This window comes from Pseudomonas sp. ZS1P83, from assembly GCF_054897825.1.
In genome coordinates, this window is sequence record NZ_CM142706.1 from 3,012,476 (window position 1) to 3,028,085 (window position 15,610).

At 60.2% G+C, this 15,610-nt stretch carries 16 protein-coding genes; 10 read left to right on the top strand and 6 right to left on the bottom strand.

Annotation, left to right across the window (positions count from 1 at the left end; genetic code table 11):
- Window positions 1-3: 3 nt before the first annotated feature.
- Window positions 4-444: a hypothetical protein gene (locus ACYZT0_RS14355; RefSeq protein ID WP_462046387.1), complete on the top strand. Its 441-nt coding sequence runs from the start codon at window positions 4-6 to the stop codon at window positions 442-444.
- Between the two features lie 66 nt (window positions 445-510).
- Here ACYZT0_RS14355 and ACYZT0_RS14360 read toward each other — a convergent pair whose 3' ends face one another.
- The gene (locus ACYZT0_RS14360) at window positions 511-1,584 is read right to left on the bottom strand and encodes an NAD(P)-dependent alcohol dehydrogenase (protein ID WP_462046388.1); all 1,074 of its coding nucleotides are present in this window, start codon (window positions 1,582-1,584) and stop codon (window positions 511-513) included.
- Between the two features lie 157 nt (window positions 1,585-1,741).
- On the opposite strand from ACYZT0_RS14360, the gene ACYZT0_RS14365 reads away from it, so the two are divergent.
- Window positions 1,742-2,668, top strand: coding sequence for a universal stress protein (locus tag ACYZT0_RS14365; protein WP_462046389.1), 927 nt, complete (start codon window positions 1,742-1,744; stop codon window positions 2,666-2,668).
- Between the two features lie 69 nt (window positions 2,669-2,737).
- Here ACYZT0_RS14365 and ACYZT0_RS14370 read toward each other — a convergent pair whose 3' ends face one another.
- Complete coding sequence (locus ACYZT0_RS14370; protein ID WP_462046390.1) at window positions 2,738-3,550, bottom strand: class I SAM-dependent methyltransferase; 813 nt, start codon at window positions 3,548-3,550, stop codon at window positions 2,738-2,740.
- A 37-nt stretch (window positions 3,551-3,587) separates the two neighbouring features.
- On the bottom strand, window positions 3,588-3,857 hold the full coding sequence (locus tag ACYZT0_RS14375) for a DUF4242 domain-containing protein (protein ID WP_059402840.1): 270 nt from the start codon (window positions 3,855-3,857) through the stop codon (window positions 3,588-3,590).
- A 195-nt stretch (window positions 3,858-4,052) separates the two neighbouring features.
- Between ACYZT0_RS14375 and ACYZT0_RS14380 the strand changes: the two genes are divergently transcribed.
- The 4 genes from ACYZT0_RS14380 (at window position 4,053) to ACYZT0_RS14395 (ending at window position 8,755) form a co-directional block, all read left to right on the top strand.
- On the top strand, window positions 4,053-5,030 hold the full coding sequence (locus ACYZT0_RS14380; protein ID WP_462046391.1) for an AraC family transcriptional regulator: 978 nt from the start codon (window positions 4,053-4,055) through the stop codon (window positions 5,028-5,030).
- 418 nt (window positions 5,031-5,448) lie between these two features.
- Window positions 5,449-6,495, top strand: a complete 1,047-nt coding sequence (locus ACYZT0_RS14385) for a class I SAM-dependent methyltransferase (protein ID WP_462046392.1) — start codon at window positions 5,449-5,451, stop codon at window positions 6,493-6,495.
- Window positions 6,496-6,627: 132 nt separating this feature from the next.
- A complete protein-coding gene (locus ACYZT0_RS14390) occupies window positions 6,628-7,470 on the top strand; it encodes an NAD-dependent protein deacetylase (protein WP_462046393.1) in 843 nt (280 codons plus the stop codon).
- A gap of 115 nt (window positions 7,471-7,585) precedes the next feature.
- A complete protein-coding gene (locus ACYZT0_RS14395) occupies window positions 7,586-8,755 on the top strand; it encodes an IS4 family transposase (protein ID WP_462041955.1) in 1,170 nt (389 codons plus the stop codon).
- Window positions 8,756-8,887: 132 nt separating this feature from the next.
- On the opposite strand, the gene ACYZT0_RS14400 is transcribed toward ACYZT0_RS14395, so the two are convergent.
- A complete protein-coding gene (locus ACYZT0_RS14400; protein ID WP_462046394.1) occupies window positions 8,888-9,784 on the bottom strand; it encodes a LysR substrate-binding domain-containing protein in 897 nt (298 codons plus the stop codon).
- A 150-nt stretch (window positions 9,785-9,934) separates the two neighbouring features.
- Here ACYZT0_RS14400 and ACYZT0_RS14405 point away from each other — a divergent pair, with 150 nt between their 5' ends.
- From ACYZT0_RS14405 to ACYZT0_RS14415, 3 genes are read left to right on the top strand one after another with little or no spacing between them, the layout of a single operon-like run.
- Window positions 9,935-10,633, top strand: coding sequence for a CoA transferase subunit A (locus ACYZT0_RS14405; protein WP_462046395.1), 699 nt, complete (start codon window positions 9,935-9,937; stop codon window positions 10,631-10,633).
- A gap of 35 nt (window positions 10,634-10,668) precedes the next feature.
- Window positions 10,669-11,334, top strand: coding sequence for a CoA transferase subunit B (locus ACYZT0_RS14410; protein ID WP_462046396.1), 666 nt, complete (start codon window positions 10,669-10,671; stop codon window positions 11,332-11,334).
- Between the two features lie 11 nt (window positions 11,335-11,345).
- On the top strand, window positions 11,346-12,527 hold the full coding sequence (locus ACYZT0_RS14415) for an acetyl-CoA C-acetyltransferase (RefSeq protein WP_462046397.1): 1,182 nt from the start codon (window positions 11,346-11,348) through the stop codon (window positions 12,525-12,527).
- Window positions 12,528-12,629: 102 nt separating this feature from the next.
- On the opposite strand, the gene ACYZT0_RS14420 is transcribed toward ACYZT0_RS14415, so the two are convergent.
- The gene (locus tag ACYZT0_RS14420) at window positions 12,630-13,232 is read right to left on the bottom strand and encodes an NADPH-dependent F420 reductase (RefSeq protein WP_462046398.1); all 603 of its coding nucleotides are present in this window, start codon (window positions 13,230-13,232) and stop codon (window positions 12,630-12,632) included.
- A 109-nt stretch (window positions 13,233-13,341) separates the two neighbouring features.
- Between ACYZT0_RS14420 and ACYZT0_RS14425 the strand changes: the two genes are divergently transcribed.
- A complete protein-coding gene (locus ACYZT0_RS14425; protein ID WP_462046399.1) occupies window positions 13,342-14,238 on the top strand; it encodes a LysR family transcriptional regulator in 897 nt (298 codons plus the stop codon).
- Window positions 14,239-14,240: 2 nt separating this feature from the next.
- On the opposite strand, the gene ACYZT0_RS14430 is transcribed toward ACYZT0_RS14425, so the two are convergent.
- Complete coding sequence (locus ACYZT0_RS14430) at window positions 14,241-15,560, bottom strand: Nramp family divalent metal transporter (RefSeq protein ID WP_462046400.1); 1,320 nt, start codon at window positions 15,558-15,560, stop codon at window positions 14,241-14,243.
- Window positions 15,561-15,610: the final 50 nt, after the last annotated feature.

Genomic DNA, 15,610 nt, shown 5'->3' on the forward strand with positions numbered 1-15,610 from the left:
ACCATGAAGCGGATCCTGATCGGTGGTATCACCGTAGCGATTATCGGCACGATGACGTTTGGATTTTTCCAATGGAAAGTCGCCGAAAACCACAAACATGACGTTCTGTGTGGAGAGGCCAAGCAGGCTCTGAAAGGCGTGGAAATCCGAGCGCGAGCGCTGGCTGCCGGACTGTCCGTAGACGCCTATGCAAAGTCTGAAGAAGACGAAGTGGCGACACTCATTGGTGCTCTCGACGCCGCCACCAGTGACGCGGAGGTTGACGCGGTCATCGAGGCTCACGCTACCGCCATAGAAACGGTGGATGCTGCAATTGACGCTGAGGTTGATACTCGAGGCGATCAGACATTCCTCGAACAGCGCCTCGTGAAACAGCGGATACCTGTCGATGTTAAACAAGAACTGCAACGCGCCGCGAAGGCCGTTAACGTCACGTGTAGTTAGCGTTCAACGATGACACGGCGATTGTTGTGCCCGAGGACGGGTCCCTTGCAGTTGATTAGGACAACTTCAGGGCGTAATCGCAACCTTCATCACCCCGTCCCGCTGATGCGCAAACAACTCATAGGCGGCTTCGATGTCGTCGAGTTTGAAGCGATGCGTCACCAGCGGCGACAGGTCGACGCCACCGCTTTGCACCACCGCCATCAAGCGTCTCATGCGTTCTTTACCGCCGGGACACAGGGTGCTGACGATGCTGAAATCCCCGAGCCCCGCGGCAAAGGCTTCGAGGGGAATGCGCAGATCACTGGAATAAACTCCCAGGCTGGACAAACGACCACCGGGGCGCAACACCCTTAGCGCGGACTCGAAAGTGCCTTGGGTGCCCAGCGCTTCGATGGCCACGTCGACACCTCGACCGTCGGTCAGGGCCATGATCTGCGCGACCACGTCGCCGTCCTTGAAATTGACCACGTGGGTCGCTCCCAACTGCCGGGCGACGCTCATTCGTTCAGCGACGGTATCGATGCCGATAATGGTGGAGGCGCCCTTGAGGCGTGCGCCGGCCACGGCACACAGGCCGATTGGCCCGAGGGCAAACACTGCGACGGTATCGCCAATCTTGACCTCGCCGCGCTCCGCCCCGGAAAACCCCGTGGACATGATGTCCGGGCACATCAGCACCTGTTCGTCGCTGAGGCCATCGGGGATCGGGCACAGGTTGGCCAACGCATCCGGCACCAGCACGTACTCGGCCTGGCAGCCATCGATAGTGTTGCCGAACTTCCAGCCACCGGCGGCGCGAAAGCCATGGCGGGTGTCCGGGCCATCCTGTGAGCTGCAACCGCACAGGCAGGCGTAACTTTGCCCGCTGGGGGTGATGGCCCCGGCAATCACTCGTTGTCCTTCGACAAAACCACGCACCTGCGAGCCCAGCCGCTCGATGATGCCCACCGGTTCGTGACCGATGGTCAGCCCTTTGGCCACCGGGTATTCACCCCGCAGGATGTGCACGTCGGTGCCGCAGATCGTCGTGGTGGTAATGCGGATCAGCGCATCCAGCGGCCCGACCTCGGGGATCGGCTTGTCATCCAGCACGATGCGGTTTTTCTCAACGAATATCGCGGCTTTCATGGTTGCCATCGGAGCTCTCCTGAGCGTTCACGTGCGCTTGAGTTCAGCACGAACTTCAGCCTGCGCCCGGTTTACGGACGAGAGGTTGATCATGGTCAATACTTAGAGACTGGATGTACGTCGCACGAGCCGCACGTCGGGCGGCTAATCCCTCGGGAGGTTCGTCATGTCTGGTCAATCCCGCTTCATGCTGGTTGCATCACCGCTGATGGAACACAGCCCTGCTTTCGACAGGGCCGCTGCGCTGGCCAAGGCCGAAGACGCGGCATTGCACATCGTCGCCTTCGACTATCTTGAAGGCCTGGCAACCGCCAGTCTGGTCAACGAAAAGGCCCTGGAACAGATGCGCCTGGGCTACGTCGATCGCCATCGCCAATGGCTTGAGGAACAGGCGCGCCCCCTGCGCAAAATCGGTGTGTACGTCACCACCGAAGTGGCTTGGGTCGAACGCCCATTGGAAGAAATCCTGATTCACCTCAAAGAACAGCCGATGGACGTGCTGATCAAGGCGCTGGAGCACGAATCGCTGCTGTCGCGGCTGATGTTTACCCCGCTCGATGTGCATTTGCTGCGCGAATGCCCGGTGCCGCTGCATTTTGTGAGCCACGCCGTGCACGCCTTGCCGCGAAAGATCGTCGCGGCGGTCGACCCCTTTCATCGCGATGACCATTACAAAACCTTCAACGACCGAATTCTTCACGAAGCGGCGAAACTGGCGAGCGCCTGTAATGCCGAGCTCGATGTGGTCTACGCCTATGACCTTTCATCCATCAGCGCCGACGAGTTCGGCTTCGACAACGGTTCGGCGTTCTTCTCGTCGGGCAAGGCCAAGACCGTGTTCGATTACCAGGAGGATGCCTTCAACGAATTGGCTGAGCGCAACGGCATCGGGCCGGAGCAGCGGCACATGATCATGGGCAACCCGGCCAAGGTCCTCACCCGCTATGCCGATGCTTATGACGTCGACGTGATTGTCATGGGGCGGATCGGCCATCGCGGCATGGGCCGATTGATCGGCAGTACGGTGGAGCATCTGCTGTACAAAATGCCGTGTAGCGTTTGGGTGGTGTACACCGAGCTGCTGGATGAGTGATGGATCTACCGGGCAACACAAACCCCTGTGGGAGCGAGCTCGCTCCCACAGGGGTTTTGTGTTGCCAGGTCAACGCCGGGTGATCACCACCTCAAGGTATTCACTCGGCACCACCAGTGATTTTTCTCCCGCTCTGTTCAAACGGTTGATCAGTTCGGTCATGTCGTTTTCCAGCGCCTGGGCGCCTTCAGGAGGCAGCGTCGCGAACGCCTTATGAACCGGGCCGTACCAAGTGCGGAACGTGTCGATGAAATGCGCGGCCGAGCGGTAACGGAAATTGAAGGTCTTTCGCGCTACCTGAACCAGAAAGTCACGTTCGTCAAAGTGCGTGCGCAACCAGGCTTCGGTGCCCCACTGCGAAGGCGGTTGTGCCCCCGGCGGTGGCGGTAGGTGGCGACCGAGGGTCTTGAACATCTGACCGACAAAACCTTCGGGCGTCCAGTTCGCCAGGCCGATCCGGCCTCCGGGACGACAGACCCGCGCCAGTTCCGTGGCGGCCTTGGGCTGGTCCGGCGTAAACATCACGCCGAAGGTCGACAGCACGGCATCGAAGCTCGCATCCTCGAACGGCAATGCTTCAGCGTCGGCCACTTGAAACGTCACTTCCAGGCGTTCTGCCCTGGCCCGGTCTTCGCCGCGTTCAAGCAGCGCGGCCACATAGTCGGTAGACGTGACATGGCAACCACGGCGCGCAGCAGCGAGCGTCGCGTTACCGTTGCCGGCGGCCACGTCGAGCACGCGTTCATCGCAAAGCAGGTCGCAGGCCTCGGCCAGTTGCTCGCCGACAATCTGCAAAGTGGTGCCGATAACGGCATAGTCGCCACTGGCCCAGGAGGCCATCTGACGGTTTTTCAAGGCAGTAAGATCAATGGGTGTACTCATGAATTCCGCTCCGTTGCGGGTTGGAACGCAGCCCGGCTTATTCTGCCGTGGTCGGATCGATGATAGCCGTGACCTGGGAAATGCGGTTGGCCGGGAAACCGCTCTGCCTGGCGTGCTCCCTGATCAACTCTTCGTTGGGCGCGATGTACACGCAGTAGAGCTTGTCACCGGTGACATAACTCTGCTGCCACTGCACCTCTGGCAAGTCGCGCAACGTCCTGCAGGACTTTTGCGAAGCGGCTTTCAAATCCCTTTCTGACAGTGTTCCAGCGCCCGGGATCTCGCGTTCTATGACGAACTTCGGCATGGCAACCTCTCATTCTTATTATCGATGACAGGGTCGGCGGACCCTGTTTGCCAACTATCGCGCCGGGCAACGCTGGCGTCCTGCCCGATCGTCGGCCAACCCTGTCCGATCGTCCGGAGATTTCACGCTCTGGCACGACAGGCTCACAATCAAGCTCACCCACCAAGAGCAGCCCGCCAACACGGGAAAACCACCATGGATGCCCTGTCCCAGACGCTGCGCGTCGTCCGCCTGGTCGGCGCGATTTTCATCAATGCCAGGTTCACTGCACCCTGGTGCTACCAGTCGCCGAGCGCCGACACGGCGGCGCCGTTTCTGGAGCCCGGTGCCGAACGCGTGGTGATCTTTCACTTGATCACCGAAGGCGAGTGTTACGTCGAGCTGGGTGATGATTCCCCTCTCCTGCTCACGGCCGGCGATGTGGTGGTTTTCCCTCAGGGGGACGCCCATCGCATGAGTTCTAAACCGGGGCTCGCACCCGCCACCGGTGCGCGACTGGACGTGGTACTTGCGCGCCGCCCACGGCAGTTGAGTTATGGCGGTGGCGGCGCGGTAACGCGTCTGGTGTGCGGCTATCTGGCGTGCGATACGCAGTTGGCGGGGATGTTGCTGACCGGACTGCCGGCGGTGGTCCGGGTCAATGTGCGCGGCTCGAATGCCGGTATCTGGCTGGAATCGTCGGTCCGTTATGCGCTGGCCGAAGCACGCTCGCCCCGCCCCGGCGGCGAAGGTGTGTTGGCGAAACTGGCCGAGGTGCTATTCATCGAGGTGCTGCGCCTGTACATGCACGAACAGAGCGAAGGGCGTACCGGTTGGCTGGCGGGCGTAGGCGACCGGATTGTCGGCGCCGCCCTCAACGCGTTGCACAAAAAACCTTGTCACGCCTGGACGCTGGATGAACTGGCGCGCACTGCCGGTACTTCAAGGTCGGTGTTGGCAGAGCGCTTTCAGCAACTGGTGGGGAGTTCGCCGATGCAGTACCTGACGCAATGGCGCATGTTGCTGGCGGCCAACCTGTTACGCAGCAGTAACAGCTCGTTGATGCGGATTGCCGAAGAGGTGGGCTATCAGACCGACACGGCGTTCAGCCGGGCTTTTCGTCGTGAGTTCGGAGCACCACCCGCCGCGTGGCGGCGCAGTCAGGAGAAAAAACCACTGGCCCGCGGCGCGTAGCCTCTGAGCCATTGACTTGAAGCATTACGCAGCGGGCGCTTTAGCCTCTTCCAGCAACTGCTGGATCACTGTCCGGTACGAACACCCCAAGGGGTAGAGGGGACTGACTGGACTTGCCCCTACAAAACCGGACACCAACTCCCCGTTAAATTGATGCTGCCGCCAAGCGCCTGAACTCCCTCGGTGAGCGATAGTTCAAGGCACTGTATCGAGCGGTTGGTTAGATACGCAGAGATACATCACACCTATCCCCCAAGGGGCTTTCGTCGCTCCAGGCAGCGGTGCACGGACCCCGGACTAAACTTACTGCACGCAGGGCGCGCTTATCGTCCTGTTCATTCCCACGACCACCGCCCAGAAGTGAACGCCTCGGAAAACAAGGCTTCTGGACCGTGATCCTGCTGAAGGAGCAAACGTGATGGACGAGGCCAGACTCAATGATTTCATGGGCAAACTGGTGAACGACATGGGCGGCGCGGCGATGCTCGCCAATGTCATCCTCGGTGAAGAGCTCGGGCTGTACCGGGCCATGGCCGACAGTCAGCCAGTCACCCCTGAAGCCCTCGCCGACAAAACCGGCTGTAACACCCGCCTGCTGCGCGAATGGCTCAGCGCCCACGCTGCTTCCGGTTACATGGAACACCGCGACGGCCAGTTCCGCCTGCCCGAAGAGCAGGCTCTGGCATTGGCGATCGAAGACTCACCGGTCTATGTGGCGGGGGGTATCGGGGTGGTCGCATCGTTTTTCCATGACAAGGACAAACTGGTCAACGCCATGCGCGGCGATGGTGCCCTCGCCTGGGGCGATCACCATCCGTGCATGTTCAGCGGCACGGAGCGGTTCTTCCGGCCAGGTTACAAAGCGCACTTGGTCGCCGAATGGCTGCCAGCACTCGAAGGCGTGGTCGCCAAACTGAAGGCTGGCGCCAAGGTGGCAGATATCGGCTGCGGGCATGGCGCATCAACCGTGATCATGGCCCAGGCGTTCCCCGATTCGCGATTCGTCGGTTTCGACTACCACGCGCCCTCTGTCACGGTCGCCACCCAACGCGCCGAAGCAGGTGGCGTGTCCGGGCGGGCGCAGTTCTTTCAGGGCACGGCAAAAAGCTACCCCGGCGACGACTATGACCTGGTCTGCTACTTCGACTGCCTGCACGACATGGGCGACCCGGTGGGTGCAGCGCGGCACGCTTATGACTCGCTGAAACCGGACGGCACGGTGTTGCTGGTGGAACCGTTCGCCAATGACTCGCTCGACGAAAACACTACCCCCGTTGGTCGGTTGTTCTACGCCGCCTCGACCTTCATCTGCACACCGAACTCGCTGTCCCAGGAAGTCGGCCTCGGGCTCGGCGCCCAGGCTGGCGAGGCGCGACTGCGCAAAGTCTTCACCGAGGCGGGGTTCAAGACGTTCCGTCGGGCCACGGAAACACCGTTCAACCTGATTCTGGAGGCGCGTAAGTAACTACCGCAAATGTAGGAGCACGGCTTGCCGGCGATGGCGTCCGTAAGATCGCCATCGCCGGCAAGCCGTGCTCCTGCAGGGTGGTCGGCAAATGCTACCCTGCAAACACTCATGGTCCCCGGAGTGTTGAACATGCCAGGCAGCCCCATCCGCGAACAACTCGACCGCCTCCAGCAGTTAATGGCTGACCAGCCGTTTGTGGTCCTCACCGGCGCCGGCATCAGCACCCCGTCGGGCATTCCGGACTACCGCGACAACCAGGGCGTGCGGCGTGGCCGGCAACCGATGATGTATCAGGAGTTTCTCTCGTCCCCCGAATCTCGGCGCCGCTATTGGGCGCGAGCGATGCTCGGTTGGACGCGGGTGCGCCAGGCTCAGCCGAATGTGGCCCACGAGGCCTTGGCCAGTTTGCAAAGTTCGCAGCAGATCAGCGGGCTGATCACTCAAAACGTCGACACCCTGCACGACCAGGCCGGCAGCCATGACGTCATCGAACTCCACGGCAGCCTGCACCGGGTCCTGTGCCTGGACTGCGGGAAGCGCAGCGAACGGGATTCGATCCAGCAACTGATGGAAGAACAGAACCCTTATCTGGCCGGGGTGGACGCGGTGCAGGCACCGGATGGCGATACCCTGCTCGACGCGGCTTTTGAAGCGCGCTTTCAGGTGCCGCATTGTCCGCACTGCACAGGGGAACGGATGAAGCCGGACGTGGTGTTTTTTGGCGAGAACGTGGCGCAGGCGACGGCGGCCAAGGCAATGGCGGCGGTCGAAAAGGCGGCGGGATTGTTGGTGATCGGGTCTTCGTTGATGGCGTATTCGGCGTTTCGGTTGTGCCGGGTGGTGGCGGATCAGGGGAAGCCGTTGATTGCGATTAATTTGGGGAAGACTCGGGCGGATGACATCCTTGATTTGAAAATTGAGGGGTCTTGTGAGCGGCTTCTACCCCTGCTGACACAACACCTGTCCCGATGATCGTTCCCACGCTCCGCGTCACTAGTGTCCGGTAAAAAACGAGGGGGGAGCTTGCTCCCCCTTGCTGTTGGCGGCTGTGAGGCATAATCGGTTTTTTCAGACTCGATTTTGACTTATGTTTTCCAGCACCCGTTTAAGCCAACTACTCAGTGCGATCCCGCGCCAGTTTTTCCAGCAATCCATCGAAACACACCAAGCTGATCGCTACGTCAAACGCTGCACGACCTGGCAATTGCTGGTGACACTGATCAGCGGCCATTTGACCCGAGCCTCAAGCCTGCGATCCTTGGCGACTATCTCCGAAAATTTCGGCCCGCATAGCTACCATCTTAATGCCGGCCCTATTGCCCGCTCGACAATGTCCGATGCCTTGAACAAGCGTGACTACCGGCCATTACAGGACCTTTGTGGGTACCTGATGAGCGCCGTCAGCCGCCAGCAGCGCAAGGAGGTCGGGGCCATGGTTAGCCTGATTGACTCCACGTCGATCACCTTGCGCGGACCTCACTTCGATGGCTGGACAGCCGCGACGAAAACCCGCATCACCCAAGGCCTCAAAGTGCATGTCGGGCTGGATCTGGCGCAGCTGGCCCCGGTGTACGTGAACATTACGCCTGCCAACGTCAACGACCTGAGCGATGCACTGGAAATGCCGATCCAGACCGGCATGACGTATGTTTTCGACAAGGGCTACTGCGATTACAACTGGTGGCACGAGTTGCAGACCAAAGGTGCTTTTTTCGTCACCCGCCTGAAGAAAAACGCCAATATCAAAGTGCTGCATGAGCACTCGACCGTGACTGAGCAAAGCTCGGTCATGACCGATGAAGTCGTCCAGTTTGGCAAAAAGCATTTGGCCGGCAAACGCCTGAACGACTATTGGGAAAAGTCGGTAAGACGCGTCGTGGTTGAGCGCGAGGGGCATGCGACGCCGTTAGTTCTGGTGACCAACGACTTCACGAGGACAGCTGAAGAAATCGCGTCCTTGTACAAAGATCGTTGGCAGATCGAGCTATTTTTCAAGTGGATCAAACAACATCTGAAGCTCAAACGCTTTTATGCCTACTCCGAAAATGCGGTGCGTTTGCAGATTTACAGTGCCTTGATCAGCTATCTGTTACTGCAAATACTCCATCGTCGCTCAGGATTTACCGGCTCGTTGTTCGAACTGACGGTTCGCATAGTTCATGTCCTGTTTGAACGGCCCGGAACCCCAGTATTGAGGGATCGACGAAGGCAGGAGCGAGAAAAGTTGAAGGCTGCCCAAGGCAGCCTTCAACTATGAAGCATGTTTACCGGACACTAGTGACGCTCCGCGTGGGAATGCCTCAACGGACGCTCCGCGTTCGGCTTTTTATGTGACGCGGAGCGTCACGGGATGCATTCCCACGCGGAGCGTGGGAACGATCAGTTAGGATCAGTGGAGGCGCTGGCCCAGGTTTTCTTCTTTGAGGATGTCGAACAACGCCTGAGCCGCTGCCGACAATTCAACCCCAGGCTTGGTCAATACCCCAATCGCCCGCTCCACCACCGGGTCTCGCAAGGTAATACATCGCGCGCCCAGCTCCCGCATCTGCCCGGCGCACAACGCCGGCACTGCGCTCACCCCCAACCCGCTCGCCACCATCCGCCCAACCGTCGCCAATTGATGGCTTTCAAACTCCACGGGCAACTTCATCCCTCGAGCCTGCAAGTGTTCTTCCAGCATCACCCGCACCGTCGACGGTCGCTGCAATGTGATGAACGGCTCCTTGAGCAAGGTCTGCCAATCGATATCGACCAGTTCGGCGAACGCAGAATCATGAGGCACCACCGCAACGAAACGGTCCATGTACAACGGCGTGAATTCCAGCGATGAACTCTGAGTCGGCTCAAACGCTACCCCCAGTTCGACCTGCCGATCACGCACCATTTCCAGCACCTGCTCGTTGATCACGTCATTCACCGTGACGTTCACCTTGGGATACCGCGCGCGGAAGGTTTTCAGGATCGGCGGCAGCAGGTTGCCGGCAAACGACGGCATTGCCGCCAACGTCACGCGACCGCGCTGAAGCGTGAAACGCTGCCGCAGTTCATCCTCGGCATTGTCCCAATCAGCAATCAGCCGCCGAGCCAGTGGCACCAGCGACTCGCCTTCAGCCGTCAACGCCACATTGCGTGTATTGCGGGTGAACAGACGCCCGCCCAGCCCCTCCTCCAGCGCCTTGATGGTCAGGCTCAACGCCGATTGCGACAGGTGCAACCGCTCGCAGGCCACGGCAAAACTCAAACTCTGGGCCACGGCCAGGAACGCGCGGATCTGCTTGACTGTCATGACCGGTGTCTCCAACGTAGTACGGGGCAGGTAATTGGTGAGTTTTATCTATCAATCAACCTTAAAAATCAACTTAACAAATGAATTCACTGACGAGACACTCAACCCCTACGGCTAGCCAGCCGCCCACAAAGAATAAAAGAGGTGCATATGGCAGGTTTCGACAAGCGCGTGAGTTCCTATGAGGAAGCTCTGGCAGGTCTTGAAGACGGCATGACCGTGATCGCCGGCGGCTTCGGTCTGTGCGGGATCCCGGAAAACCTCATCGCCGAGATCAAGCGCAAAGGCACCCGCGACCTCACCGTGGTTTCCAACAACTGCGGCGTCGACGGTTTCGGCCTCGGTGTGCTGCTGGAAGACCGACAGATTCGCAAGGTTGTCGCTTCGTATGTGGGCGAGAACAAGATGTTCGAAGAACAACTGCTCAGCGGCGAAATCGAAGTTGACCTGACCCCTCAAGGCACCCTGGCCGAAAAAATGCGTGCGGGCGGCGCCGGCATCCCGGCTTTCTTCACCGCCACTGGCGTCGGCACTCCGGTTGCCGACGGCAAGGAAGTCCGCGAATTCCACGGCCGCAAGTACCTGATGGAAGAATCCATCACCGGTGACTTCGCCATCGTCAAAGGCTGGAAAGCCGACCATTTCGGCAACGTCATCTATCGCCATACCGCCCAGAACTTCAATCCGCTGGCCGCCACTGCCGGCAAGATCACTGTGGTCGAAGTCGAAGAAATCGTCGAACCCGGCGAGCTGGACCCGGCGCAGATCCACACCCCTGGCATCTACGTCGACCGGGTCATTTGCGGCACGTTCGAGAAGCGCATCGAACAGCGCACCGTGCGTAAGTAATCCCCGCCCCCGGACCGAATGAAGGAATAACAACAATGGCACTTTCCCGCGAACAAATGGCTCAACGCGTCGCCCGTGAAATGCAGGACGGCTTTTACGTGAACCTGGGCATCGGCATTCCGACCCTGGTCGCCAACTACATCCCTGAAGGCATGGAAGTCATGCTGCAGTCTGAAAACGGCCTGCTCGGCATGGGCCCCTTTCCTACTGAAGAAACCATCGATGCCGACATGATCAACGCCGGCAAACAAACCGTGACCGCACGTATCGGCGCGTCGATCTTTTCCTCGGCCGAGTCCTTCGCGATGATTCGCGGCGGTCATGTCGACCTCACCGTACTCGGTGCGTTTGAAGTCGACGTGGAAGGCAACATCGCCTCCTGGATGATCCCTGGCAAGCTGGTCAAGGGCATGGGCGGCGCGATGGACCTGGTGGCCGGTGCGGAAAACATCATCGTCACCATGACCCACGCCTCCAAGGACGGTGAGTCGAAACTGCTGCCACGCTGCAGCCTGCCGCTGACCGGCGCCGGTTGCATCAAGCGTGTGCTGACCGACCTCGCCTACCTGGAAATCAAGGACGGTGCGTTCATTCTCAAGGAACGCGCACCGGGCGTCAGCGTCGAGGAGATAGTCGCCAAGACCGCTGGTAAACTGATCGTGCCGGATCACGTTCCGCAAATGCAGTTCGCTGCTCAGTGAGGAATCATTCCATGCAAGAAGTCGTCATTGTCGCCGCCACCCGTACCGCCATCGGCAGTTTCCAGGGTGCGCTGGCGAATGTTTCCGCCGTTGACCTCGGCGCTGCGGTGATCCGCCAGCTGCTGGCGCAAACCGGCCTGGACGTTGCTGAAGTCGATGAAGTGATCATGGGCCAGGTGTTGACCGCCGGCGCTGGGCAGAACCCGGCGCGCCAGTCAGCGATCAAGGCTGGCCTGCCGTTTACGGTACCCGCCATGACCCTGAACAAGGTCTGTGGTTCGGGCCTCAAAGCGCTGCATCTGGCGACCCAGGCGATTCGTTGCGGCGATGCCGACGTGATCATTGCCGGCGGCCAGGAAAACATGAGCCTGTCCAATTACGTCATGCCCGGTGCGCGCACCGGTCTGCGCATGGGTCACGCGCAAATCGTCGACACCATGATCAGCGACGGCCTGTGGGATGCGTTCAACGATTACCACATGGGCATCACCGCAGAAAACCTGGCAGACAAGTACAACCTGACCCGCGAACAGCAAGACGCCTTCGCCGCGGCCTCGCAGCAGAAAGCCACGGCCGCCATCGAAGCCGGGCGTTTTGCCGACGAGATCACGCCGATCCTGATTCCTCAGCGCAAAGGCGATCCGGTTGCTTTCCAGGTTGACGAACAACCCCGGGCAGGTACCACCGCTGAAGCGCTGGGCAAACTGAAACCTGCCTTCAAAAAAGACGGTTCGGTGACCGCCGGTAACGCCTCGTCCCTGAACGACGGCGCCGCCGCCGTGATCCTGATGAGCGCCGAAAAAGCCAAGGCCCTCGGCCTGCCAGTGCTGGCGAAAATCGCTGCTTACGCCAATGCGGGCGTCGACCCGGCGATCATGGGCATCGGCCCGGTCAGCGCTACTCGTCGTTGCCTGGCCAAGGCCAACTGGTCCATCGACCAACTGGACCTGATCGAAGCCAACGAAGCTTTCGCTGCGCAATCTCTGGCGGTGGCCAAGGACCTGGAATGGGACCTGAACAAAGTCAACGTCAACGGCGGCGCCATCGCTCTGGGTCACCCGATCGGTGCATCGGGTTGCCGGGTGCTGGTGACCTTGCTGCATGAAATGATCAAGCGTGACGCCAAGAAAGGCCTCGCCACCCTGTGCATCGGTGGTGGGCAGGGCGTGGCACTGGCGATCGAACGGGCGTAAAGCGTTCAACAGATGGCGCGGGGACCCACGAATATCCGTTCGCCGTCTGGCAAAATGCCCGGTGCGATTCACATCGCACCGGGTTCTTTTTTTATCTGGCCGTCAGGCGAATTTCACCAGATTCAGCAGCGGCAGCGGACCGCCTGGAAACTGCACCAGCCGCGCCCCGACGCTCAACTCCCCCAGATCAATCCCGAAGAATCCCAGATGTTCAATGAGCGCTGCCACTTGAGCTTTCGCGTCGGCATCATCACCAGAAAGAAACATCACTCGCCGCCCACCCTCCGCCGCCGGGTCGCTTTCCAGAAAACGCGCCTGAAGGTGATTGAACGCCTTCACCACCCTCGCACCGGACACCCATTCGGCAAACACTTCGCTGGAGCTGCGGCCCTGCAAATCCACCGCTTTGAACGATGGCGCCTCGATTGAGTTGTTGGCGTCGATGACAATCCGTCCGCCAAAATCCACCAGACCGGCGAGCGCGGTCGGCAACTTCGACCAGTTGACCGCGACCAACACGATGGCTTGTGCGGCGGCCTCCTCGCGAGTTCCGGCACGCGCTGTTGGTCCGAGTTCTTCCACCAGCGAGACCAGGCTTTGCGGGCCACGGCTGTTGGCGATAACGACTTCAATGCCTTGACGCGAGAGTGCTCTGGCAAAGGCTGCGCCGATTGCGCCGGCGCCGATGATTCCGATGGTGCTCATGGTGGTTCACTCGTGGGTTGTCGATGGAGTGATACTGCGCTTGCCATTAGCGTTTGATTAGAGGGTAATGCCTTGAATGATTTTCAAGCATGACTAGCAGGTGCCTGCCATGGAAACCCTTGCCAACCTCGAATCCTTCGTACGCAGCGCCGAAACCGGCAGTTTTTCCGCCGCCGCACGGGTACTCGCGCTGACGCCTGCCGCTGTCAGCCGCAACGTGGCGATGCTCGAACGCAACATCGGCGTGCGGCTGTTCCAGCGCTCGACCCGCAAGTTGTCCCTGACCGAAGCCGGGGAAAGCTTTCTGACGAGCATCGGCGGCAATCTGCAAGCGTTACAGACAGCGATCAGCGCGGTGAGCAGTGACCGAGGCGAGCCAGCGGGAGTGCTCAAAGTCAGCCTCGCGCCGACCTTTGGCATCGGTCATGTCTTGCCGCTGCTGCCGGGATTCCTGGCACGCTACCCGCTGATTCGCCCGGATTGGCACTTCGAAAACCGTCCCGTGGATTTGATTGCCGAAGGGTATGACGCGGCCATTGGCGGCGGTTTCGAGTTGACGCCCGGGGTGGTGTCGCGGACGTTGGCGGCGGCGCATGTCGTGGCAGTCGCTTCACCGGCCTACCTCGCGCAACGCAGCCTGCCTGACAGTCCGGCGGACCTGTCCGGACACACCGGCATTGTGATGCGCGGCACCCACACCGGGCGGATTCGCCAATGGCTGATGCACGATGGCGCGGGCAATGAAGCACCGGCCAATTTGAACGAAAACATTGTGCTCAATGATCCGGCCGCCATGCGCGAAGCGGCGATACTGGGCTTGGGCGTAACACTGCTGGTATTGCCGGATGTGCGGGCGAATATCCAGCGTGGCGAACTGGTGCGCCTGCTGCCCGATTGGCACGCCGACGCGGGGCCGATTTCGCTGTATTACCCGAGCCGGACGTTGATGCCGGCCAAGACCCGGGTGTTCATCGACTTTGTGGTCGAGGCGTTTTCACTCCGCTGAGGTCAATCCAGAAACTGCAAGATCAACCAGCTGTTCGCCGCGCTGATCACCACAAACAACCCCCACGCCAGTACCCGCGTCGACAATCGATTTACAAACGGTCCCATGAGCTTGTGATCGTTGGTCATGCGAATCAGCGGATACAACGCAAACGGCAATTGCAGACTCAACACCACCTGACTCAATACCAGCAGCTTGCCGATCGCATTGTCGCCCATCAGCCAGACACCAATGAACGCCGGGATCAGCGCCAGCCCGCGCGTGATCAATCGTCGTTGCCAGCAGGGAATCCGCAGGTTGAGGAAACCCTCCATGATCACCTGCCCGGCGATGGTCCCGGTGAAAGTCGAACTCTGACCCGACGCCAGCAACGCAACACCAAACAACACGCTGGCCAGCGCCCCGCCCACCAACGGATCAAGCAGGTGATAAGCGTCCTGGATGTCCACCACGTCGGAATGCCCGGTCTTGTGGAACGCCGCAGCAGCGAGGATCAGGATGGCTGCGTTGACCAGCAACGCCAAGGCCAGGGAGCCAATGGTGTCGATGCGCGCCAGTTTCACCGCGTCCTGCTTGCTGGCCAGGTCCTTGCCGATCATCCGGGTCTGCACGATGGAGGTGTGCAGGTACAAGTTATGCGGCATCACCGTGGCCCCGAGAATACCGATGGCCAGGTACAGCGGCGCGGCATCACCGATGGCTGACAGTGATGGCGTGAAACCACGGGCGACGTCCGGCCAGTAAGGTTTGATCAGCAGCAATTCTACGAAGAAACACACGCCGATAGTGCCCACCAGCACCAGCATGATCGCTTCGAGTCGGCGGAAGCCACGGTTTTGCAGGGCCAGCACCAGCAACGTGTCGAACGCCGTGAGCGCGATGCCGAAAGTCAGCGAACAGCCCAGCAGCAAATGGAACGCCAGGGCGCAGCCGAGCACTTCGGCCAGATCAGTGGCGATAATCGAGACTTCCGCCAACACCCACTGGGTCCGTGCGGTCCGCGTGCTGTAGCGCTCCCGGGACAACTGCGCCAGATCACGCCCAGTGGCAATGCCCAAGCGCGAACACAAACATTGCACCACCATCCCCGCCAGACTCGCCAGCAGCACCACGAACAACAGGCTGTAACCAAACCGTGAGCCGGCCTCGATGGCGGTCGCCCAATTGCCCGGGTCCATGTAGCCGATGGAAACCAGCAAACCAGGACCGGCAAAGCGCAGCATCCGTTTGAAGAACGAGGCGCGGGGATCGACGGCAACGCTGCCGGCCACTTCCGGCGGACAGAAAGGCGCCGTGGCGGTTTTGGGCAAACTGAATTTCACGAAATCATCCAGAAACAGGTGGAAGGGGGCAGCTTAGACGTTTCGCCCTG